Annotated in this window: 19 protein-coding genes and 1 tRNA gene; 18 read left to right on the forward strand and 2 right to left on the reverse strand. The window is 48.6% G+C overall.

Translation table 11 applies throughout. The annotated features are described in order from the left end of the window. Positions 1-6: 6 nt before the first annotated feature. The 17 genes from PHU49_00640 (at position 7) to PHU49_00720 (ending at position 20,158) form a co-directional block, all read left to right on the forward strand. Positions 7-1,050 carry an alcohol dehydrogenase catalytic domain-containing protein gene (locus PHU49_00640; GenBank protein ID MDD5242499.1) on the forward strand — a complete coding sequence of 348 codons (1,044 nt, stop codon included), beginning with the start codon at positions 7-9 and terminating at the stop codon, positions 1,048-1,050. Positions 1,051-1,183: 133 nt separating this feature from the next. Then, positions 1,184-1,771, forward strand: a complete 588-nt coding sequence (locus tag PHU49_00645; protein MDD5242500.1) for a TetR/AcrR family transcriptional regulator — start codon at positions 1,184-1,186, stop codon at positions 1,769-1,771. A 20-nt stretch (positions 1,772-1,791) separates the two neighbouring features. Next, a complete protein-coding gene (locus PHU49_00650) occupies positions 1,792-2,190 on the forward strand; it encodes an OB-fold domain-containing protein (protein ID MDD5242501.1) in 399 nt (132 codons plus the stop codon). Positions 2,191-2,201: 11 nt separating this feature from the next. Further along, entirely contained in the window at positions 2,202-3,353 is a 1,152-nt protein-coding gene (locus PHU49_00655; protein MDD5242502.1) for a thiolase family protein, read from the forward strand. 15 nt (positions 3,354-3,368) lie between these two features. Beyond that, on the forward strand, positions 3,369-4,385 hold the full coding sequence (locus PHU49_00660; protein ID MDD5242503.1) for a uroporphyrinogen decarboxylase family protein: 1,017 nt from the start codon (positions 3,369-3,371) through the stop codon (positions 4,383-4,385). A 39-nt stretch (positions 4,386-4,424) separates the two neighbouring features. Continuing rightward, positions 4,425-5,072, forward strand: coding sequence for a hypothetical protein (locus PHU49_00665; GenBank protein MDD5242504.1), 648 nt, complete (start codon positions 4,425-4,427; stop codon positions 5,070-5,072). Between the two features lie 290 nt (positions 5,073-5,362). Further along, positions 5,363-6,376: a YCF48-related protein gene (locus tag PHU49_00670; protein MDD5242505.1), complete on the forward strand. Its 1,014-nt coding sequence runs from the start codon at positions 5,363-5,365 to the stop codon at positions 6,374-6,376. Between the two features lie 34 nt (positions 6,377-6,410). After that, positions 6,411-8,876, forward strand: coding sequence for an MMPL family transporter (locus PHU49_00675; GenBank protein MDD5242506.1), 2,466 nt, complete (start codon positions 6,411-6,413; stop codon positions 8,874-8,876). Positions 8,877-9,052: 176 nt separating this feature from the next. After that, on the forward strand, positions 9,053-10,618 hold the full coding sequence (locus tag PHU49_00680; protein MDD5242507.1) for a hypothetical protein: 1,566 nt from the start codon (positions 9,053-9,055) through the stop codon (positions 10,616-10,618). Positions 10,619-10,762: 144 nt separating this feature from the next. After that, positions 10,763-12,106, forward strand: a complete 1,344-nt coding sequence (locus tag PHU49_00685; protein MDD5242508.1) for a DUF1329 domain-containing protein — start codon at positions 10,763-10,765, stop codon at positions 12,104-12,106. A gap of 323 nt (positions 12,107-12,429) precedes the next feature. Then, complete coding sequence (locus PHU49_00690) at positions 12,430-13,146, forward strand: hypothetical protein (GenBank protein ID MDD5242509.1); 717 nt, start codon at positions 12,430-12,432, stop codon at positions 13,144-13,146. A gap of 70 nt (positions 13,147-13,216) precedes the next feature. Beyond that, positions 13,217-14,329: a uroporphyrinogen decarboxylase family protein gene (locus tag PHU49_00695; GenBank protein MDD5242510.1), complete on the forward strand. Its 1,113-nt coding sequence runs from the start codon at positions 13,217-13,219 to the stop codon at positions 14,327-14,329. A gap of 52 nt (positions 14,330-14,381) precedes the next feature. After that, positions 14,382-15,041 carry a corrinoid protein gene (locus tag PHU49_00700; GenBank protein ID MDD5242511.1) on the forward strand — a complete coding sequence of 220 codons (660 nt, stop codon included), beginning with the start codon at positions 14,382-14,384 and terminating at the stop codon, positions 15,039-15,041. A gap of 47 nt (positions 15,042-15,088) precedes the next feature. Continuing rightward, positions 15,089-16,147 carry a uroporphyrinogen decarboxylase family protein gene (locus tag PHU49_00705; protein MDD5242512.1) on the forward strand — a complete coding sequence of 353 codons (1,059 nt, stop codon included), beginning with the start codon at positions 15,089-15,091 and terminating at the stop codon, positions 16,145-16,147. A gap of 30 nt (positions 16,148-16,177) precedes the next feature. Continuing rightward, the gene (locus PHU49_00710) at positions 16,178-17,065 is read left to right on the forward strand and encodes a uroporphyrinogen decarboxylase family protein (GenBank protein ID MDD5242513.1); all 888 of its coding nucleotides are present in this window, start codon (positions 16,178-16,180) and stop codon (positions 17,063-17,065) included. Beyond that, positions 17,052-18,911, forward strand: coding sequence for an ASKHA domain-containing protein (locus PHU49_00715; protein MDD5242514.1), 1,860 nt, complete (start codon positions 17,052-17,054; stop codon positions 18,909-18,911). Before PHU49_00710 ends, PHU49_00715 begins: the two co-directional genes overlap by 14 nt. A gap of 239 nt (positions 18,912-19,150) precedes the next feature. Then, positions 19,151-20,158, forward strand: a complete 1,008-nt coding sequence (locus PHU49_00720) for a (Fe-S)-binding protein (GenBank protein MDD5242515.1) — start codon at positions 19,151-19,153, stop codon at positions 20,156-20,158. A gap of 254 nt (positions 20,159-20,412) precedes the next feature. On the opposite strand, the gene PHU49_00725 is transcribed toward PHU49_00720, so the two are convergent. Further along, positions 20,413-20,488, reverse strand: a tRNA-Ala gene (locus PHU49_00725). A gap of 190 nt (positions 20,489-20,678) precedes the next feature. Between PHU49_00725 and rmuC the strand changes: the two genes are divergently transcribed. After that, complete coding sequence (rmuC, locus tag PHU49_00730; protein MDD5242516.1) at positions 20,679-22,064, forward strand: DNA recombination protein RmuC; 1,386 nt, start codon at positions 20,679-20,681, stop codon at positions 22,062-22,064. A gap of 12 nt (positions 22,065-22,076) precedes the next feature. Here rmuC and PHU49_00735 read toward each other — a convergent pair whose 3' ends face one another. Continuing rightward, positions 22,077-22,928 carry an SAM-dependent chlorinase/fluorinase gene (locus tag PHU49_00735; protein MDD5242517.1) on the reverse strand — a complete coding sequence of 284 codons (852 nt, stop codon included), beginning with the start codon at positions 22,926-22,928 and terminating at the stop codon, positions 22,077-22,079. Between the last annotated feature and the right edge of the window lie 8 nt (positions 22,929-22,936).

The following is a 22,936-nucleotide window of genomic DNA, read 5'->3' on the forward strand; positions in this document are numbered from 1 at the left end:
AATAATATGAAAGCAGTAGTGTTGCAGGCCGGCAATAGATTCGCATTGGAAGATATTCCGAAGCCCGAACTGAAATCAACCGGTGATGCCCTGGTAAGAGTTACCACAGCGGCTATTTGCGGTTCCGACGTACACGCAAAACATGGTTTGATCCCGGGTTACACACCAGGGACCGTTATGGGTCACGAATTTGTTGGTGTGGTGGAAGAAACAGGTGACGATGTGCTCGAGTTCAAGCCGGGTGATCGCGTGGCCGCTGCACCTATTACATGGTGCGGCGTTTGCCGGCCCTGTAAAAGAGGAGAACCCCAGCACTGCATAAGAGGTGGCGTGTGGGGCGGCGGTGAGATTTTCGGACGGGGGTTAAGGGGTGCCCAAACTGATTATATACAGGTCCCTTTCGCAGACAACTGCCTTATTCCGATCCCGGACAACGTGGAAGACATACAGGCGGTATTCGTGGGAGATGTTTTTGCTACGGGGTATAGTGGCGCCCACAGAGGGTATATTCAGACAGGGGACACTGTTGTCGTATACGGCTGCGGTCCGATAGGGCTCGGTGCGATCATTTCGGCCTGGCAGTTTGGACCCAGGCAAGTTTTTGCCGTTGACATGCTGGAGAATCGCCTTGCCCTGGCACGGTTGTATGGTGCAACGACGATCGATGCGAAATCCGAAAATGTTGTGGAGAAGGTGCGGCAGGCAACAGGAGGCGAAGGAGTTGATGTGGCGATAGAGGCCATAGGGAGCCCCGATGCATTTATGCAAGCGCTCCGGTCCGTGAGAAGGGGGGGATCCGTTTCGGTGGTTGGTCTTTTTCCCGGCCCCATTGAGTTTCCCCTTCATGAGATGGGATTTTATGGCGTTCGTATAAGCATGGGTCTTGGTGATCCATCCTGTATGAGTCAGCTTATGGGTCTTCTCGAATCCGGACGTGTAGATCTTGGTGCCATGGCAACACATACTTTTTGCCTCGATGATGCGTTGGAAGCTTATGATCTGTTCGAGAATCAGAAAGGCAAATGCCTCAAGGTCTTGATAAAACCTTGATGGGTTAGGAGAACGATGGGTCTCGTAGGGATGAAGAATTCGAAGGCTGAACGGAGAAGAATCTCATGACACGGAGACACAATTGTCCTATTATAGTAAATAGGAAAGATTCTAAATTAAGGAGGTAATTGCCGTGGCTACAAGAGATACTCAGGAAATATTGTTACGGGCGGCCACCGAACTGTTCTATAAAAAGGGATATTCGGGTACTTCAATACGTGAGGTAGGTCATAAGGCTGGGGTGAGCAACTCGCTTCTCTATCATTATTTTAAGAACAAAGAAGAGATACTTTTTCAAATCATCATCAAAACCTCCGAAAACCTGCTCAAAACCCTGGAGGAGGTCGACCAGAGAGTGGCTGATCCCATGGAATGCCTGAAAGAGATGATCGTGGAGCATGCAGTCAGGTTCGGCCTCAGGAGCCGCAAGGAATCGAAGATCGTGGTAGAGGAAAATGCGTGGCTTACAGGTAAACGGAAAGAGGTGATGAAGAACTACGAACGGAAGCTCTTTGACCTTTATATGAAGAGGTTAAAGGAATTGGCGGCTACAGGAAAGATGAACGACCTAAACCTCGTGGTCCTCGACTTCAGCCTTTTCGGGATAATCAACTGGTTTCAGAGGTGGTACCGGGAAGAAGGGGCGCTGTCTCCTGAGGAGATAGCCCAGAACCTTCTTAACCTTGTACTGCATGGCATATTGAAGGACAAAAGTGAATAATTATCAGGAAAGGAGCACGAATGGATGAACCTTTAAGACATGTATTTCCAGGCATCTTTGAGGACAGCAAGAATCCAAGATTAATCGGAGGACATTGTTCTGACTGCAAGAGAAAGTTTTTTCCTAAACCTCTTGTATGTCCCTATTGCCTGGGACCTGTAGAGGCCACACCGCTTTCAAGGAAAGGTGTGATATACAGTTTTAGCATTATCCGGGTAAAACCACCATTCGGTTTACCACAGCCCTACCCGGTAGGATTTGTCGATCTGGTCGAAGATGGTCTTCGCATAGTGACCCTTCTCGATCCTTCAAAGACCGGGGAGTTGGCTATCGGGAAAGACGTTCATCTCATGGTGGTGCCACTGGGTGTGGACGCCGGCGGACAGCCTTGCTTACGGTACTACTTCACGCCGGCGTGAAAGGAGACAGAATGAGAAAAGTCGATATTATTGGTATTGGGATGACCAGCTTTGGGAAACATCAAGACAAATCCTTCATCGAGTTGGCCGTGCCGCCCATCCTGGAGGCCCTCAAGGATGCAAACATCAAACCATCCCAGGTGGAAGCAGGCTTCTGCTCATATGCGCTCGCCGGGAAGCTGTTCGGTGCCGTGACGGCCGGGCAGACGATCCTGTGGCATGCAGGGATCAGTCGGGTTCCCATAGTTAATGTAGAGAACGCCTGTACCTCCGGATCCACGGCGTTCCATCTGGCCTGGATGGGAATAGCTTCAGGGCAGTTCGATACGGCAATCGTGGTAGGCGTTGAAAAGATGATGGTCCCCAATCTTGGACTGATCAGCTCAGGCGATACAGAAATCGATACGTTGGAAGGCTTGGTGACACCTGCAAGCTTTGCCATGCGCGCCCTTTGCCATATGGAGAAATACGGAACCACAGCAAAACAACTGGCGCTGGTGGCGGTAAAAAACAGACGCCATGCAAGCTTGAATCAGCTTTCCCAGTTCAGGGACCCTATTACCGTGGAGGACGTGCTGAACTCTCCTATGATTTGCGATCCTTTGACGCGGCTTAGCTGTTGCCCCAATGCGGACGGCGCTGCAGCAGTGGTGTTATCCGCCGCAGGGAGATCCAGAAGGTTTACCGCAAAACCGGTTCGCGTGGCAGCCTCAGTACTGGTTACAGGGAGTTACGAAAATCCCATCGACCTGGTCCCCTGGGAGACAGACTACAGGGCGTGCAAAAAGGCATATGAGATAGCCGGATTAGGACCGGATGACCTCGATGTTGTGGAGTGCCATGACGCTTTTACTATTTCCGAGATACTACATTATGAAGCGATGCTGCTTTGTCCGGCAGGCGAAGGCGGAAGACTTGTAGAGATGGGTGCTACGAGTCTCGGCGGACGTATCCCGGTAAACCCGTCTGGTGGTCTACTCTCCAAAGGCCACCCGGTAGGTGCAACGGCGGTTGCTCAATTAGTGGAGGGGGCGCGACAATTGAGGGGGGAGGCTGGTGCTCGCCAAACTGAGGGGGCGAGGGTTTTCCTGGCACAGTGCATGGGTGGCGACAAGGATGGAGATGCGAGAAGCTGTACTGCGAATATCCTTATGAACAACTAAAATGAGGTGGAATCTATGGCGCAATCTTTGCGGCAAGAGAAATCCCCAAAAAAGTTATTGAAGGATCTATTTGATCTTAAGGAAATATCCCGTCCTCTCTTCATTCCGCTAATCTACAGGTATGCCTCAAAGGTGAGCAAGATGTCTCCGGAAGCGATGGTGAAGGACCCGGTGGCCTTATCGAGAAGCCTGATAATGGCTCAGGAACTTTTTGAATATGATGCTATAGTCAGCAACTATGACCCATATCTGGAACTGGGGAGCCTGGAGAGATCGCTGGAATGGGTGCGGAAGGATGTTCTTAGTGATTTTCTCGCAAAAAAAAGAAAGAGTTGTATCACCGGCAGGGCCTTAGAGTCCTTTGATGAGATTGGTCAACTGCCGGTCATTTACGAGGCTGTCGCTCATGTATGCGAAATAGTGGGGAGGGAAATTCCCGTGATCGGGGTCCTGAACAGCCCCGTTACACTGGTGAGGATGATTACCGAGGGAAAGTACGATTCCTGGGGCGGTCATCCCGAAGAATTGCGAGAGGCCTTGAATGATGCCCAGGCGTTTGTGCTGGATTACATTAAAGCATACTGTAATCATCGGGTCGACGCAGTGTGGCTGATAGAGGAAGACTGGACGTTCATCACGCCGGAAGATCTGGGGTGGCTGAAGCCTATCTACAATACCTTTTGGAATGTTACTCAGTACTATGATGTAAAAAGCGTGATGGGTTTTCATGACTATGAGCCAAGCATAGTAGATAATTATTTTGATCTTGGTGCTGATGCAGTTTTCCTCGGCGGATCTAAAGCGGATAAGATCCCGCTTTCGCGTGTAGCAGAATGGGTAGAAAAGTACGGCAAACCTGTTGGTTTGGGATGCCCTTACCCTGAAACCCTTGAGGCCAATGACCGACTGGGTAATCTTGTAGACTTCGTCAAGGATTTGGGTCATGGGGTATTCCTGTCTACTTGCCACGAAGTGCCTCTCAATACCCCGATTGACTTGATCAACGCTATTGTGGAAAGGGTAAAAGGCTAAGATGATATTGACTGCTGAAGAGTAGTAAAAGGAGGGTTCATGCCCGTGTTATTCATTCAGAACTGGGATGTTGTCCCGGGTTTTGAAGATGAGTATGCCAGGTTTATCACCGAAACGTATATTCCCGAAACCACGACCATGGATCTTATCTCGGTAGGCGGATACTACGTAGAAATGGGGTTCGGGCCTCGAATCATTGCAGTGCTCTCTGCGAAAGACGCACCGGACCTTGCCCGCGTTGTAACAACAGAGAGGTTCGAAAATCTCACGGTCCGGTTAAAGGCATTTGTTTACGATTACGGCAGTTATGTTCTGGCGCCGACGGGAAATTTGGAGCATGAAAAGTATGTCATTCAGAAACAGGTGTGGAAGTTCAACCAGTATTATGATCTGCGGCCCGGCGCCAAGAAGCAATATATAGATTTCGTGCTCAATGAACATTTACCGGCAATACGGACAATCGACTACGTGGAAGCGACCGGTGGGTGGAATGTGATTTTTGGTGACCTGTGCGAGGTCATTGTAGAGTTCACCCTCAAGGATCCCTTGGACATAGGGCGTTTACTTAACCATCAGGATTTCAGGCGAGTAACAGATAAATTGAGGCGGGAGTATGTGGTGAATTACAGGAGTCGAATGCTTCGCTGCACGGAGAGGTTTGGTGAGAATCGTTGGGTTAGGCTGTAACATGAGGATCAAGTTGACCGTATTTTCCGGTTAACTTGTCTTGATCCCTGCATCCAGCCTTAGGAAACAGGGAGGTTTCAAGGACTATTTTTTTGCTCGCAAAGTAAATCGCTAAATTGGAGTTGTGACGAGTGAGGCGTAAAATTGGCTTGACAAAAAAAATCTGTTTGCATAGAATTAATTGAACGATCAATTAATTTTGATTGAACGGACGGTAAATAATGCAGGACATTAAAGAGGCTGATGCATTAAGCAGCCGTATATTCGATTCCTTGATCTTAGGAGGCTCCATGAAAGTATATCCTCATTTAATTAATAGATTGACACCCGTATTGAATCCGTTGATCTTGGGGTTGATAGTGTTTTTGCTCGTAGTTCCCATGATGCTGCATGCACAGTCGGGTCGATCACAGGACGACCTGTTCTCCATAACGTTCCCCAATGAAAACGAGGGGTGGATCAGTGGACGCTATGGCACAATATTGCACACTTCAGACGGAGGCAAGACGTGGAGTCGCCAGGAAACTGGGACGGAGTATACTTTGAGCGCCATCCACTTCATAGATTCGAAAAATGGTTGGGCCGTCGGGGAAGAAGGGATTATTATACATACAAACGACGGAGGCAAGACGTGGGGAAGGCAAAAGAGCCCGGTAAACCTTTTCCTCATGGACGTCCACTTCCTGACGCCTACAAAAGGGTTTATTGTAGGCGAGCGTACGCACATCCTCTCGACGAATGACGGGGGTAAGACCTGGAAGATACAGTTCAAAGACCTTGACTATATCCTCAAGGCCATCTCCTTCTGTGACGCCAGGAACGGTTGGGTAGTAGGAGAATTTGGCTACATCTATCGGACCAGGGATGGAGGGGATACGTGGGAGCAGCAGGCAGGGTTTTCTGATCTCTCTGAAGAAACAGGGGAACTGATTGGCGGCACTTATCTCTTTGACGTGATCGCGGTGAACCCGTTAACAGTTTGGGCCGTAGGAATAGATGGTTATGTTACAAAGACGATCGACGGTGGAAAGACATGGCAGCAGGTGCCTGTCAAGGGCTTGAAAGCCCCGTTCTTCTCAATTTCTTCTGACAGACAAAATGCTTTTGTAATCGGTGGGACTGGTAACTGCTTTTCCTCCATTGATGGAGGAAAAGCATGGAGAGCAATTGAGTTCAAGCCACCGATCAAGTATAGCTGGATCTACGGAATTGTTTGGCGAAAGGGGTCCAGTTTTATAGCTGTCGGAAAAGAGGGTGTTATTTATAGCAGTACTTCAGGGGCCTGGGAGAAAATAGTCTTTTAATATATGGATGCTATCCAACACGAGAGGTGCAGTCATGTCTAACGATAAACAGAGATTTATGGATCGGTTTGCATGGTTCATGGCAAGCCACAAGGTGGCTGTGCTGCTGGTGGTGTTGATTGTTTTTGCCGTGTTCGTATACGGAGCCCTGAAGATCAGAGGGGAAGTAATCCTGCAAGACATGCTGCCTTACGACCACCCGTATCTCAAGCTTCATGCGAAGTTTTCCCAGGTCTTCGGGAGTGGTGGGTCCGGAGGCGTCATCATCGTCAAAGTAAAAAACGGAGACATATTTAATAAAGAGACGCTGACAAAGTTACAAAAGATAACAAACGAAGTGGAGATGTGGGAAGAGGTATATAGAATACTCACGGTTTCCATAGCGAGTCGTTCCATAAAGAAGGTGACTACCCTGAAGAAGGGTGAGATCAAGATAGAACCGCTTATGTGGCCAAACGTTCCCGAGGCCCCTACTGAGATGGAGGATCTGAAAACAAGCATATTTGCCAGTCCTGCCTACAATGGGGTGTTAGTATCGCAGGACGGAACGGCAGCGCTTCTCTTCACGGAATTCAAGGAGAACATTTCTTACGAAAGGGCATTCAGTCTTCTCAGGGAGATAGCCGAAAAGTATTCCGACGCCAACACCTCCATCCATCTTGTAGGATATCCCGTGCTCATGGGGTGGATCTACAGCTTCAAGCACCAGATCTATCAGATCTTTATGGTGAGCATGATACTCATGATTATTACCCTATTCCTGATTTTCAGGAATAGGGTGGGCATGTTTGTCCCTGTTGTAACGAGTCTTTTCTTCACCGTTGTTGGTCTCGGTATTATGGGTTTTACGGGTTTCAATTTCAGTCCGCTTCTTTACGTCCTTGCCTTCCTCGTAGGCGCTATGATGATAAGCCATTCGGTACAGTCAACGTACAGATATCTTGAAGAACTTCACGCCGCCAACAACGACAGCAAACAGGCATGTTATATGACCATGAGATCCATGGTGATCCCCGCGTTTGCCGCTGTGACTACGGATGCCGCGGGATTTCTTGTATTGGGACTTGCAAAGATAGCCTTAATGAAGCAGCTTGCCCTTGTTATGAGTCTTTGGATGACAAGCATCGTCTTAACCTCCGTCCTCACACCCATAATATGCAGCTTTATGCCTATGAGGGGGGCAAGCGATAAGTGGTCTTCCGAGCGCGGAAAGCTGGACAGGATGGACAAGATGATTGTGGCTATTACGCGGTTTTCTATAGGTCGCGGTAAGGCTGTGATATTCGGAGCTACCGTGGTGATCCTGGCGCTTGCTGTTTGGCTGTCGGTAGGAATAAAGGTGGGAGACCCCACACCAGGATCTCCTCTTCTGTGGCCCAATCACAAGTACAACCAGGACCAGGCCTTGATGAATACGGAGTTTGACGCATCGTCAGACAATTTTATGCTCTTCTACGAGGGAAAGGTCGGATCTGTCTATGATCCTACCGTGCTCACCACCTTTGAGGCCTTCTCACGCCACATGAAGCAGAAGCTGCCGGACATATACAAGTCTTCCAGCTCCGTCATCAGCATCGTAAAGATGGTGAATGCCACGCTGCACGATGGAGATCAACTATGGTACCAGTTGCCAAAAAACCCCGAGTTACTTTACGGCCTGATGGGTTATGTGAAAAGCAACACCGATATGGGCACACTCAGCAGGTTCATAGATCGCATGCTACAAAGGGCTCAGATGACCATATATTTCCCCGACCATACATCGGATAACCTGTTGCGAGTCCGGGATGCGGCGTATGACTTTTTTAAGAACCGACCCATGAAGCTTGAGAACGGAGAGTTCATGCTGGCGGGAGGAAGGGTAGGCATGGAGATCGCTCTGAACGACGAGATGAAGAAACGGCATCTGGAGATGGACAGTATCGTATATGGTGCGATCCTCGTTCTCTGCATCATCTCCTTTTTATCTATAGTCGGCGGGGTCATGCTCACGGTCCCCCTTATATTTGCCAACCTGGTCGCGGTGGCTTATATGGCTATGAACAATATCGGTCTTTCCATCAACACCCTGCCGGTTACGGCCATCGGTGCAGGCATGGGTGTGGATTTTGCGATCTATTTTTACAGTCGCTGCCGCGACGAGTTTGTCAATGAGGCGGACTGGACAAAGACCATCCTCATGGGTGTGCGTACCACGGGGAAGGCGGTGGTTTATACGGGACTTACCATGTTTGCAGCCCTCTTGCCCTGGTACTTCATGTCAGGTCTCAAGTTTCAGGCGCAGATGGGAATCTTCCTGGCAGTTGTTCTGGGTGTGAACGTGCTTCTGACGCTGACGGTTCACCCTCTTATGCTTTATTTTTTCAAGCCCAAATTCATCACGAGGGGAGGGATCGGGGTGGAAGCGGAGGTTTCAAAGGCCGAGGAGCATTCTCTGGGGCTGAATGGCAACAGGATTGATACAGGCGAAAAGATACAAGACACTCATGAAAGGGGGTGAAAGCAACGGGTGGTGAAAGAATATCGACACCTGATCTGCCCAAGGCAAGCCGGGTGAAAAACAGGGGTTTCTCCGGTGGAAGAGATGAGATGTAAGTTTCAGTATTGGTCAATGTCAGGATGTGGGACGAACAGGACTGTTTGGAACGTTATGTCAGAAAAAGGGAGGTAACAATTATGAAGGATAGAAGTTTGGCGATTCTGGTTTTTTTGCTCCTATTCACAACGGTGTGTACCGTACAGGTGGCTGAAGCGGAGCAGTACTCCCTCTACGGGAAACCGCTCAACCTTGCGGGCTACGTCAGTCAGGGTGCGACTCTCAGCCTGAACCACAAAGGATATTATGATACGGCTCGCGATGTCCAGTCGTTGCTCACCAACGTCTTTGTTGAAGGTGATTACAGTTTCAAGAACAATCTCAGGGTATATGGGGCAGGGATGTTCACCGCCGACTGGGTGTACGACGCGAAGTCCAATAATCAAGAATGGAATGATCAGCTTTTTGACAAGTCCCGCAAGAACCTATATATGGATAACGATTACTGGCAAGTACTCAAGGAGGCACACGTCACCTGGTCACCGGGAGATTTCAACTTCCGCTTTGGGAAACAGGTGGTGGCCTGGGGCGAAACAGACGGTTTCAGGTTAATGGACCAGATCAATCCCATGGATCAGAGCCGTGGTTTTTCGGATGTGGAATTCGAGAACACGATCATTCCCATATGGCTTCTCAAGGCAGAATATTATCCGAAGGTCGAGACGGGGTGGCTGCAGGATATGGGATTTGAGTTTGTCTTTAATCCAAACATTTCATTTATCCCCAACAAGACCATTCAGCCGGGAAACGACGTGAGCGGCATCTGGTCGCCCAATGCGAGGATTGACAATCCCTTTGTTCCGGGCGGAGAGATTCATCTGGGATCTGCAGATACCTACGACGTTGACAAGCCGAGATCACTAAGCAGCAAGGGGTTCGAGTACGGCTTCAAGGTCAAGGGCATTGTGAATGATGCCATTGTTACTCTCAATTACTTCTACGGTCTTGACAACTCACCCACAGTCTGGAACATGCCTATCCCCAACCGTATCGAAATGGCCTCTGATGGAAAGATGCTTCTCCATCCTAACTTTCAGGGTCGCTACGACCTGCTTCGTTTCGCAGGCGGGACCTTCAGCAGGGATATTCCTTTTGTGAAGAGTTCTGCCCTCGGAGGTGTTGCCCCGGTGATCCGGCTTGAAGCGTTCTACCTCTTCGGGAACACGCTTGCCGCGACGGATACCACATCGAGGGGCATGCTCCACCACACAGATGAGGTACGGTGGGCGCTCGGCGTAGACTGGAAGATAAGGCTTCCGTTCATCAATCCCCGCTCAGGGATCACCATCATGCCTCAGTTCTACCACAGGAAGATCCTCAACTATCCGAACGGGAAGAGTCTTATTGATCACGACAACCAGGCGCTCATTGATCCCGACAACTACATGACAACGTTGATGATATTCACTTCCTATATGAACAACAAGCTCACGCCCTCCTTTTTCTGGATGAGGGACATCAACCGAAGGGCCGACATGTTCCGGTACCAGGTTCAGTATGATTACAGCGACAACTGGCGCTATACGGTGGGAGCCTTGTTTCTTGGGGGTAAGGATAACATGAATAACGGCGTCATGAACAACAGCTTCGAGTTTTATGACCACAAAGACCAACTATACTTGAAGTTGACCTACAGATGGGGTTAATAATATGTTCAAAGAAAAACAAACACAACCATACACAGATATGAGGAGGAGAAAATGGGTGGTTTGATGCGATTTTTTTATTGTCTTTTGGCAGCTTTTTTTATACTTGGCGCAGGAGGACCTCTCGCATGGGCTGGAGGACCGATGTACAAGCTGAGTATCGATGATCTGGAGAAACAGAAGGCCTTGTTCGATGACCCGCGGCCTTACCGGAATGTACTGAGCATGAAAAAGATCATGCCTCCCGAGGTGTATGCGAAGCTTTCGGCAGATCCCGAGGAGATGAAGAAGGTGTGGTCTCAGGTCGTCGGCTTCAAGGCGCCGGATGTGGTGGGAAAAATTGCACCGGAGATCAAGCCCGGGCAATACACGTACAAAGATAAAGACAGATTGCCCTTCAAGGACTTGCTGATCCCGCAGCATTATCTGCGTTTTGCGCCCCAGGCGCCGCCTCATGTGGGGAACTTCTCCGAAATCACTGTGGTACCGACGCGACAACAGTACTATCACACCAGAATCGGCGAGGCCACGAAGCTTTCAAGCGCACGACTGGACTCCCAGGGATACCTGGTTCCGGACTCCTATAAAGGTGGATTTCCATTTCCGAAACCCTCGGGACCGCACAAGGCGCAACAGGTTGTCTACAACTGGGTGAAGCGTTACCTGCAGGGTGATAGTCAACACGGGCTCCAGATCGGTACGGGGTTTAATAAAAACCTTGTTCCTGATTTTGACGGACTCTATGATTTCTACACTATCCGGACCCACGGAAGGGTCTATCAGGAGCCCTATGGATGGCTCGACGAGCGGGCCGAGAAGAACGCCGAACACCGTTGCTTTTATTTCGGTATGCTTGCGCCGAGGGATATATACGGAAACGTTGTAAGCATCCTGAACTACCTGGACCCCAACAAGTTTGACCTCTTTTTTCTCTATGTCAATTCCCTGAGAAGACTGCGGAGACTTTCCGCTACCGACGCTCAGGATGCGGCCGTGGGGCAGGACGTGATCTACGAGGATTTTGAGGGATTCAATCAGCAGCTTACCCCGAAACGGTACCCTTATAAATATAAGGTAGTCGCTGAGAGAGAGTACCTGATACCTTTTGTCCCTCCGGACGGTTCCTCCTATTATACCAAGAAGGGGGAGATAAAGAACGTTAATTTTGAGCGAAGGCCGATATATGTAATCGAACTCCAGCAGCAGGACTCAAACTTCATATACAGCAGGAGGACCATGTATATTGACAAGGAAACATTTATGCTGCATTTCATCGAGAACTATGACCAGAAAGGGAGACTTTACAGGACCTGCGAGAATATCACTTACTTCTATGAGGACCTGGGTTTGATTGGCTCTGAAATCCATACCCAGAGGGATTACTTAGATCTCCATAGCCTTGCGAGCCGGACCTTCATCTATCCTGCGGCATGGGCCGGACGAGAGCAGATCAGCCTCCGTGGTTTAGCACGTGGAGCTGTCAAGTAAGAAATAAAGTGACTCTGACCACCAGACGGGCAGCAGCCGTACCCTCCTGCCTTGCAATACTTATGGCTGCTGCCCTCCCTTAGATGAGCGTGTGGAAAATGTCGGCATTAGCCGTTCAGACATCCCGCCGACAATGGATTGGGAGGCTATAAAAGGTTGTATTTGTGTAAAAAAAGAGGTTCCGCATTTTCCCTTAGTCCAAATGATATTGTAAAACCTTTTTAGAAAGAGCAGCGAATAAGCTGTGAGAGTATGAACATGAAAAAGTATGCCGGCTTGAGGCTTCTTGACAAAACCAAAAAGTAAGGATAAGGAGGGGTAAAGTGTCAGGAAAAATGGAACCAAAATGGGCTGATCCTAATCCAGCGGGGTCGTTGCTTATCGCATGTCTTTTGATAGCAACAGGCGCGCTGTTTGTAGGTTTTGTGCCTTCCTCATGCACCCCATTAGTGATGGTTAACAGCATTATGGTAGGCATCACTTTATTGATAATCGCAATAATTTCTTTCAAGAACGGTGACATAATGGGCGGTACTCTTAATTTTGTTTTTGGCACGATTTTCGCAATTGGGTTAAGTTCGTCCGGGCTTGCTCAATATGTAATTCCCTATTTTCTTGGAAGTGTATCAAACGGGGCGCTCATAGCACCTGTGGCGAAGATTCCATCGCATGCCAACGGATGGATTGTACTACCCGCTGCTGTGGTTATGCTTTTCATGGCAATTATCGCTCTCAGGATGAGTTCGTTATTGGTTGTATGGATGGTAAGTTTTTCTATTGCTTTGGGATTTACAGGGGCATGGATGATGATGGGCAGTCCGGGCATAACAGACCCTTCGCTTCCTATAAGTAACCCCATTATTAAAATCAGTGGCTGGCTGTTTCTCGCGTGCGGTATTGCCATGCTTTACATTGGGTTTGCGGGTTTAATCAACACTATTGCCGGAAGAATCGTATTACCTTTGGGGCATCCGTTAATAAAACAGCCGTGTCCCGTTAATAAAACAGCCGTGCCCCACGCTGACCGGCTCAGATCGTGAAGGATGCAAGATCCGGGAAGTATATCAATAATGACATTTTTCCGATAAAAAACGATCCAAGGAGGCAGTAATGGTTTCTGAAAACAATTATGAGACGACAACATTCAGAGCTATGAAGAAAGATCGACTGACCGATGACGAGAGGATAGAGGCCTTATGGGCCAGACAAAAGCCTGACAGGGTTCCGATTTTTCCGTTTGCCGGCGGTTTTGCCTCACTCAACGTGGGGTACAGCATCAACGACATATATACCGATTATAAGAAATGTATTGACGCACAGCGCTGGACCAGCGACCAGTACGGCTGGATGCCGGCCACGATGTGCATAGTAGGTCCGCTTAGCGCTTCGCCGGTCGAAGAGTTTGGCGGCGAGGTCACGTACCCGACCGGTGAATATGCCCAGGCGCCGGGGGTGGCCCGGCGCCCGGTAGAAAAAGATGAGGACATACTGAACCTTCAGGTGCCGGATAATCTGGAGAACATTGGCAGCATACCGTTGACACTGAAAGCTACTGCTTACCAGTTACAGTTTGGAGGTGTGGTTGTCAGCCCAATTCTTGCCACACCGATGGATGCTGCAGGGGCCGTGGTAGGGGTGGAGAAGACATGTAAACTGATGATCAAAAAGCCGGAATTAGTACATAAAGTCTTACGGGTATTAACGGATTTCCGTATTGCTCATGCTAAACTGTGGGCTGACAAGTTCGGTACTGATAGGTTAGTGCCTCTGGTGGGTGGGCCTACAAGTTCCAATCAGATAATATCTCCCAAACAGTTCAAAGAGTTTGTGCTGCCCTACGTCAAGGAGATGCACGACAAACTCAGGGAGATGGGTTATAAACACATGCTGTTCCATGCATGTGGTGAACAGAATGCCAATATGCCTTTTTGGGCAGATGTCAACATGGGCGATCCTGGAATCATTAGCGTGGGACACGAGATCAGCCTTGAAACAGTGGCGAAGCATTTTCCTGATGACATTGCATTCGGTAATCTTGAGCCGGCCAAGATTCAAACAGAGACCCCGGAACAGGTCTATAATGCCAGTAAAGAGATTATCTTAAAAGGCAAGACAATCCCGGGAGGGTTCATTTTTTCTTCTGGATGTGAAATGCCCCCAAAGGCTCCAGCCTACAATTTGTGGATGATGACAAAGGCTATCAATGATTTCGGATGGTATTAATACTTATTAAAATCAGTTGGTTGATTTTAAGAGAAAAAGGAGGAAATTGTTAATGGCTACCGAAGAAAGGACGCAGGAACTGGTAAGAGGTTTATATGATGCAGTTGTTCAGATGGATGAAGATACCGTAAGTGAATTGAGCAAGGCCGTTGTGGAAGAGGGTGTCGATGCGTACTATGCTGTAATGCATGGACTGACGGCGGCAATGGACAAGGTTGGCGAACTGTATTCAAGTGGTGAATACTTTGTTCCGGAACTCTTACTTAGCGCGGATGCGCTTTATGCCGGGCTGAATGTTTTACGTCCCCACATCAAGCTTGGCAGAGATGAGAAGAAAAAACAGGTGATTATCGGTACGGTAGAGGGTGATATACATGATATTGGTAAGAATCTGGTGAGAATAATGTTTGAAGCTGCGGGTTGGGTAGTTCATGACATGGGTAAAGACGTAACACTGTCAAAGTTTGTCGAGGAACAGACCAGAACGCATTCGGATGTCATAGCGCTTTCAGCCCTCATGACGACGAGTATGACAGCTATGCCGAAGGTGATCGCAATGATTAAAGCCGAAGACCCGGGTGTTGCTGTTATGGTAGGGGGAGCTCCTTTGACGCGAGACATTGCCATACACTACGGTGCCGATGGATATGCGGATAACGCAGGAGAGGCGGTCCGGGAAGCAAACGAAATGCTCGAGCGGGTCAAAAAGTAGTAGACAAATACTCTGTTGAAATCGAAAAATATACAAGGAGATGATTTATGAGGCAGGAAAAAATGACGTCAGTGGAGAGAATGGACGCATTGCTGAACGGAAGGTCCGTAGACCATGTGCCTCGACTTTCATTTATTCTCGGATTTTGTGCAAAGAATGTCGGGTATCCCGTAGCTTCTGTTTATAGCGATCCCGAAAAAAGTTTTTTAGCACAGATGCTGACGAGGGAGCAATACGGCTATGACAGCGACCCGTTTTATGGATATGCGTCATTTGGAGGGTATGAATTCGGCGGAGAGATCAAGCTCCCGGATGGTGAATATGAACAGGCGCCATCACACGTTCGCTTTGCCGTGGAAAAGAAGCAGGACGTAGAAAAGCTGGAGTTGCCTGATGTCAAGACCGCGGGCATGCTGCCTCAAGCCATGCAGTTCTCCCGGAATCAGGTTGCCAACGGCATCGCGCCATCTGTGGTCGTTGGAGGCCCCTTTACCATTGCCGGCAATATCTGTGTTGTTGATACACTGTGCCGATGGGTGGTAAAGGAACAGGAAATAGTACACCGGCTTCTTCGTCTGGCTACCGACCATGTTCTTGACGTTGCGCGATTATGGGTAGAGACCTTTGGCAAGGGGAGGGTCAAAATGCAGATATGGGAGCCTTTAGCTTCCAATCAAATCATCTCGCCGAAACATTTTGAGAAGCTTGTGCTTCCCTACCAGGCAGAACTTCACGAGAAGTTGCTTTCTATAGGTATTAAACACATACTCTGCCATATTTGCGGCGAACAGAATCAGAATCTGCCCTTTTGGGCGGATATACCGATGGGTGACTTTGGTATTATCAGTATAGGCAGGGAAGTTGACATCAGTACAGCCATAAAGTACTTCGGAGATAGGTATGTTGTTGCGGGCAATATTGAGCCTGCAATGTTGCAGACAGGAACACCTAAGGAGGTATATGAACTCTGCCGGCAGGCGATTGAAAAAGGGAAACGCGCCCCGAAAGGGTTTGCATTAATGGAGGGCTGCGAGGTTCCTGTAAATGCTCCCCCTTACAATATATACACGATGAAAAAGGCCGTTGATGACTTCGGATGGTATTAGGTTTGGATGACGGTCAGGCTATAAGAGAATATGGTATCTCATAAAGAAAGAGTTCTTAGTACCCTTCGACACCTCCGTACCAATGTGTTACCGAAGGGCGAACTTTTTCTGCCGATCGACCTCCTCGACAGTTACTTCCCTGAGCAGAAAGGTGAGCACGTTAAACAACTGGCATCGGTCGCCCGATTGTTCGGACTATCTTTGCTGGGGGCCGACCTCGGGGAAGAGAGACTGTACCCGCTTCTTGTGGAAAAGAGATTTAGAGAGCTTGATCAATTTTTCACGGTGGGGTGTATTGAAGGACCGGTATCACACATGATCGGGCATCTCGGGTTTTATGAAGCCATGACGTCTATCAGAAAGAATCCTCATCGTCTCGCTGAATTAACTGTACCTTTAATAAAAGATATAAAAAAAAAGTGCCTGCTCGCCCGCGATAACGGTTTCTGCGCAGTTGCGGTTGCCGATGATATTGCCGCCAACAGCGGACTTTTGTTTTCCCATGCCGATTTTGTGGACATAGCCCTGTCGTTATACAGGCAGATCGCTCAGGCCGTGAAGTCCGCCGGCCTTCTGCTGTTCTTCCATTCGGACGGCAACATAAGGGGCATTATCAGGTTCTTGATAGAGGAGGGATACGACTGCATCCACCCCGTTGATGCACAGGCAGGGATGTATCTGTATGAGATGAAGCAGAACTTCGGCAAAGAGGTATCCTTCATGGGGCATATAGACATTGCAGCCTGGAATCCCAAACGGATCAGCGCAGAGATAGCACGGGCAGAAGGTGAGTTCAGAAATGGCGGGCTTATCCTTGGCTCATCCTGCGGTATAGCTTCCGATGTATCCGATGAGGCTGTGGCAATACTCTACCCGGATATCAAAAACCGGAGAGGACGGGGACATGGACCGACATAAAATAAGATTCCTTCCTTCACAGAGGACGGTCATTGCCGAACAAGGGAAGACTGTTATCGAAATCGCGAGGGAGGCGGGTGTCTACATGGAATCACCTTGTGGCGGAAAAATGAAGTGTGGCAGGTGCAAGATCCATGTGGCGGAGGGCAGGCTGAGCGATTTCAGAGAGGAGGAGTCAGCCTTTATCGGGGAGGAGGAAAGACAATACGGGTACCGACTCGCATGCGCGGCACGGATAGAAGGCGATTCGACACTATTTATCCCTGAAGAGTCTTTGTTTACCGGAACTGCAGCAAGGAAGGAATTCTCCGGCAGGGTGAGCGATGTGCGACCTGCCGTGCAAAACTACAATCTTGATCTTGCCGCAATGGTGGATTCCGAATCGGCTCTACTTGACCAGGCTCTATCGGCCTTGAAGGATCAGTATGGACTGAAAGGGGTGATGGCCGAAGGTCCTGCATCGGATTTGGTCCAAAACGCAGTGAGCGTCAACGAAGTACATTTCACTGCTTCTTTGTGGATGGAGAAGGAGATCATCAGGAGTGTGCCAGGGTGGAACCATACTGCCCTTGGAATAGCGCTGGATATAGGCAGTACCACTGTTGCGCTCTACCTGTGTGATCTCAGGAGCGGGGAGGTAATTGCAAGTGGTTTCTTTGCAAACCCGCAGATTGTATTCGGAGCGGACGTAATCTCCCGAATCACTTACTCTGTGGACCACCCGCAAACAGGTGTCAAAAGGATGCAAAAGATACTCATACGTTCCATTAACGAGGCAATTAACGATCTCACGGAAAGGGCGGGATACAAATACAGCGATGTGCTCGACATGACGGCCGTTGGGAATACGGTGATGCATCACATATTTCTCGGTGTCGCACCTGATCCCCTGGGATTCTGGCCTTTTGAACCCTCAATTCTATCCCCAATTGATGTGAGGGCCCGTGACTTAGGTATAAAAATTAACCCCACATCGTACCTTCATTTACTACCTGTCGAGGCAGGTTTTGTCGGTGCTGACAATGTTGCGGTGCTTATCTCACAGCAGCCTTACATCGAGGAACAACTGTCCCTCATCATCGACATCGGCACCAACGGAGAGGTTGTGCTTGGCAACAAGGAGAGACTTCTCTCATGTTCCTGTGCGACCGGCACTGCCCTTGAAGGGGCCACAATCTCATGCGGTATGAGGGGAATAGCTGGAGCCATCGAAAAAGTGCGGATTGATCCGGATACTCTCGATGTGGATTACCAAGTGGTAGGTGAAGAGGGATGGGCAAGCGAACAGCCGCGTGCAGCCCTCAAACCTAAGGGTATATGCGGTTCGGGCATGATTGATGCACTTGCCCAGCTCTTTGCAGCCGGAATCATCGGCCAAAACGGGGCGTTTACGAAAGACACAAGAGCGCACGGGCTCAGAACAGACCTAAAAAGATCTATGGAATTTGTTTTAGTGAGTGGAGATAAGACAGCAACGGGCAGGGCTATAGCGATCTCCCAGCATGACATCAGGCAACTTCAGCTTGCAAAGGCAGCTGTGCGTGCGGGCTGCCAGATATTGATGAGTAAATTCGGGATTGATACAGTGGAGAATGTAACCATAGCCGGTGATTTCGGTATGCATGTGGACAAAAAAAGCGCCCTTACTATTGGGTTCTTTCCGCCCTGTAACCCTGAAAATGTATATTTTGCCGGAAATGCAGCAGGGCACGGAGCGTATCTTGCCCTCATGGATGTGGAAAAAAGGATCGAGGCCGAAAGGATTGCAAAGTTTGTAACCCACGTTGAATTGGCCAAGGAGGAAAAGTTTCATAATGAGTTTGTAAAAGCCCTTTCTATACCTTGATTCAAAGAACTCAACAATGGGGGCTATAGAGGACATGTAAGACCAAGCCACATTTTAATTCCATAGCTAAGTGGAAATCATTCGTCGCGCTTTTACAAATAGGGATAAAACGGGAAAGAAACGGAACAGGAGAGAATGCTATGCGGCAAAAACCTCATACCGTACAAAGATTGGCATCTCATCGTCTGACTTTTAGGTTCGTGTAACACTAAAAGAATGAAAAAAAGGAGGAGCTACGAATGTTTAACAAGGAAAAGTGTGATTTATGCGGAAGCTGTTTGGTATCGTGCGCATACGTTGATTATTCCAGAGAAAAGGCTTTTAAGGAGATGAGAGCGCTCATTGATAACAGTGAGGCGGAGATACTTCGGGACTGTATAACCTGTTTTGCATGTAATGAATACTGCGAAAAGGGTGCCAACCCTTTTGAACTAATAAGTGACCTTCAGGAGAAAAGGGGCACTATTTCTGTAACCCCACAGACATTAGGTATGTTCGAACAAATCATCGAAACACCAAGCATTATTATACGTGGAAGAACGACAAAACCAGTCCTTTCTCTGTGTGCGATTGAACCATTCATCGGACCTGACCTTTTGCAAAGCGAGCTATTCAAGGATATGACCCAGGTGAAAGGAGGGGACTATTTCTGTTACTATGCCATGCTTCATACGGGGAAAGCCAGTATACTGAACGGAAAAGGGAAGAAGTTTATACAGAATTTGATAAATCTAAATAGCGATGAAATCGTATTTTTCCACGATGAATGCCATACTATGGTTACGAAGATGATGAAGGAAATAAAAATCCCATTCAAGGCTACACATATCCTTGGCTACATTAATAGCTATTTAAAGGAAAATTGGCAACACGTAAAACCGATAAACAAAAAAATTGCCTATCAACGACCTTGTTCATCTCGGACGATACCCGAAATAGAAGTGCTGCTGCAGGAATTTTTTGAGTTAATAGGTGTTGAAAGAGTAAAGCGGAAATATGATGGAAAGGACGCTTTGTGTTGCGGGGCAGCGATTATGGGTCTTGGACAGTATGGCCGGGGGGAAGAAGTTGTTGAGAAGAATATGAAGGACATTTTATCTTGTAAACCAGATGCTCTCGTATATCTGTGCCCTTTGTGCGGGCACTCCTTTGCTGAGCCTTGCAAGATGTACCAGTTACCCGCAATCTTTGTTGCCGATCTTGCAAGGATGGCCTTGAGGGAAATTCCTTTTCCCGAACAGAGCTGAGGTATTCCCTGACAATAAGGTAACAAAGGAGAGAAGACCCCTAACACCCCCCCCCCGTAAAAAAGGAGGCAAGAGGTTGGCTGCACAATAAGTGAAAATAGGGGGCTTGAAAAAAAGGGTCTATCAGTCAAAATAAGTTGTAGTAATAGCCGTAAAAGCATTTCTAAAATCATACGATCAAAACGAACCATACAAAAACTATACAATTTTGAGGGTATCGAGGATGGGTGTGATGTGTAGCCTACTGAAAAAACTGGTGGAGCTGAAGGGGATCGAACCCTCGACCTCTTGACTGCCAGTCAAGCACTCTCCCAACTGAGCTACAGCCCCACGGTCTATTTTTATAACAGCATACATGGCGTATGTCAACGAACAAATATGGGTTATGCGCCAATGAAGCTTTCATGCATGGTGAACCATGTGCCCCGCAAAAAGCGGAAACCTCCTGATCCATAAAATAATTGCCATATCTTTTGTTTGTGGTATTCTAATCCTGAGCCTTGTATGAAAGGGAGGACGAATGGATACAGGAATATGGATGGTTGCCGGTATCATAATTGGCGCGGTCATCGCCTGGGTCATTGTTTCACAGCGTTACAATAAAAAACATGCTGAGTTGGAAGGCCGTGCAAGCTCAGCCGAGGCCGTTGCCGAGGAACGAGGGAAGCAGGGTCAGCAGAAGGATGAAGAAATCACAGGGCTGCGCAATGAGCTCAACCTCGCAAGACAGGCAAAGACAGAGGCCTCGGCAAAGCTCGAAGCGTCTCAGAAAAATCTCGATGAGCAAAAACAGCTTATTGAGACAATGAAGAAGGATATGACCGACACCTTTAATGCGCTATCCGCTGCAGCGCTGAAAAGCAGCAGTGAGGATTTCCTGAGGCTTGCCGCAGAGCACATGGGTAAGGTTATCGAAACTACCAAAGGGAAGCTCGGGGAACATCAGGCAGCAATGGACGGAATGATAAAACCGCTCCAGGAAACACTGAAGAGGTATGAAGATCAGATCAACGTAATGGAGGGGGAGAGAAAAAAGGCGTATGGTACCCTTGAGGAGCAATTGAGAACTCTGGCGGCAACGAATGAAAACCTGAAAAAAGAGACGAGCAACCTTGTTACCGCGTTGAGGAAGCCGCAGGTGAGGGGTCGCTGGGGCGAGATGCAGCTAAAACGGGTTGCAGAGCTCTCGGGCATGTCCGGACATTGCGATTTTACCGAACAGCTATCGGTGGACACAGAAAAAGGGAGGATCAGGCCTGATATGGTAGTCCATCTGCCAATGGAGAGGGAGATCGTTGTTGATTCCAAGGTATCCCTCGAGGCATACCTCGATGCAATATCTGTCCAGACAGACGAAGAGAAAAGGGTAAAAATAGAAAGGCACGCCCAGCAGGTAAGGACCCACATGATAAATCTTTCATCGAAGGAGTACTGGAATCAGTTCGATAAATCTCCTGAGTTTGTTGTGCTCTTTATCCCGGGAGAATCATTCCTAAGCGCGGCCCTTGATATTGACGCCAGCCTCATTGAAGATGGTATTCAGAGGAAGGTTATTATCGCGACACCGACAACCTTCATTGCATTGCTCCGTGCAATAGCATATGGCTGGCAGCAGGAAAGCATAACAAAAAATGCTCAGGAGATCAGCAAGCTCGGCAAGGAACTGTATGAACGGATCAGCACCATGATGAAACATTTTGACGATGTTGGGTCTGCCATTAAAAAGACTACCGATGCGTATAACAGGACCATCGGTTCGCTGGAATCAAGGGTCCTGCCCTCTGCGAGGAGGTTCAAGGAGCTCGGCATAACGGGAACCGGTGAGGTGCCGGCACTGGAACAGATAGACCACACGCCAAGAAGCCTCGAAGAAATATCATCAGATATTAAGGATGATAAAGTGTAAACAGATGCATTATCATGCTGGAATGACAGTTACAGCCTGCCCCTTTAGGATCCCCTTCTTCTCTCTGAGATTGCCGCGGTAATACCCGAACTCAAGATACCCGGAGCTTCCGGTCAGGCACGTATAATCATTTTCGTAATAACTTTTGCAGATGGTTGTAAACGACAGGTCATTGATGCTGATCGTAAATGATCTGCCCTGGATGAATCGCTCGAGGGTGTCGACGTGGATGTTCGTGATCGCGTTCCCGAAACGGTCGAAGCGTACAACCTCGCCGACAAGGCAGTTATCTTCAATGACAGGGGATATGTCTGCAAACCGAACCGTATCGGGTATCATCCTCCCGAAGGCAGATGGATGGAATCCCGTTGACAGGTAGGCAGCGGCAGGCGCGAAGATGTCCCGTCCATGAAAGGTGGAGCTAACCTCCCTGCGCATGAACTCCGGACTTTCTATTACTGGGGCTTGCGTCGCCCCCTCCGTCAGCGGAAGCTGCCAGAGCCTCCCCCTCATGTTCGCTATACTCACAGTATCGATTTCATATGCCTCGTATCCGCTTTTATAAAGGAGGGTGAAGATGCCGTTGTCGGGACCGACGAAGAAATGATTGTCCTTCGTGACGATAATGGGACGCCTGTTGCTCCCGACAGTAGGGTCAACGACGCAGAGGTGGACCGTGTCGTCCGGGAAATACCGGTAATACTCTTCAACGATGAACGCGCCTTCCCTGATGTCCTGGGGATCCACCTCGTGGGTGATATCCACGATCGTCACGCCGGGATTGATGGAAAGGATGACCCCTTTCATGATGCCGGCATAGGGGTCTTTCGTCCCGAAATCGGTTAAGAGGGTTATGATCTTCATTTTAAATA

This window comes from Syntrophorhabdaceae bacterium (assembly GCA_028713955.1).
GTDB lineage: Bacteria > Desulfobacterota > Syntrophorhabdia > Syntrophorhabdales > Syntrophorhabdaceae > UBA5609.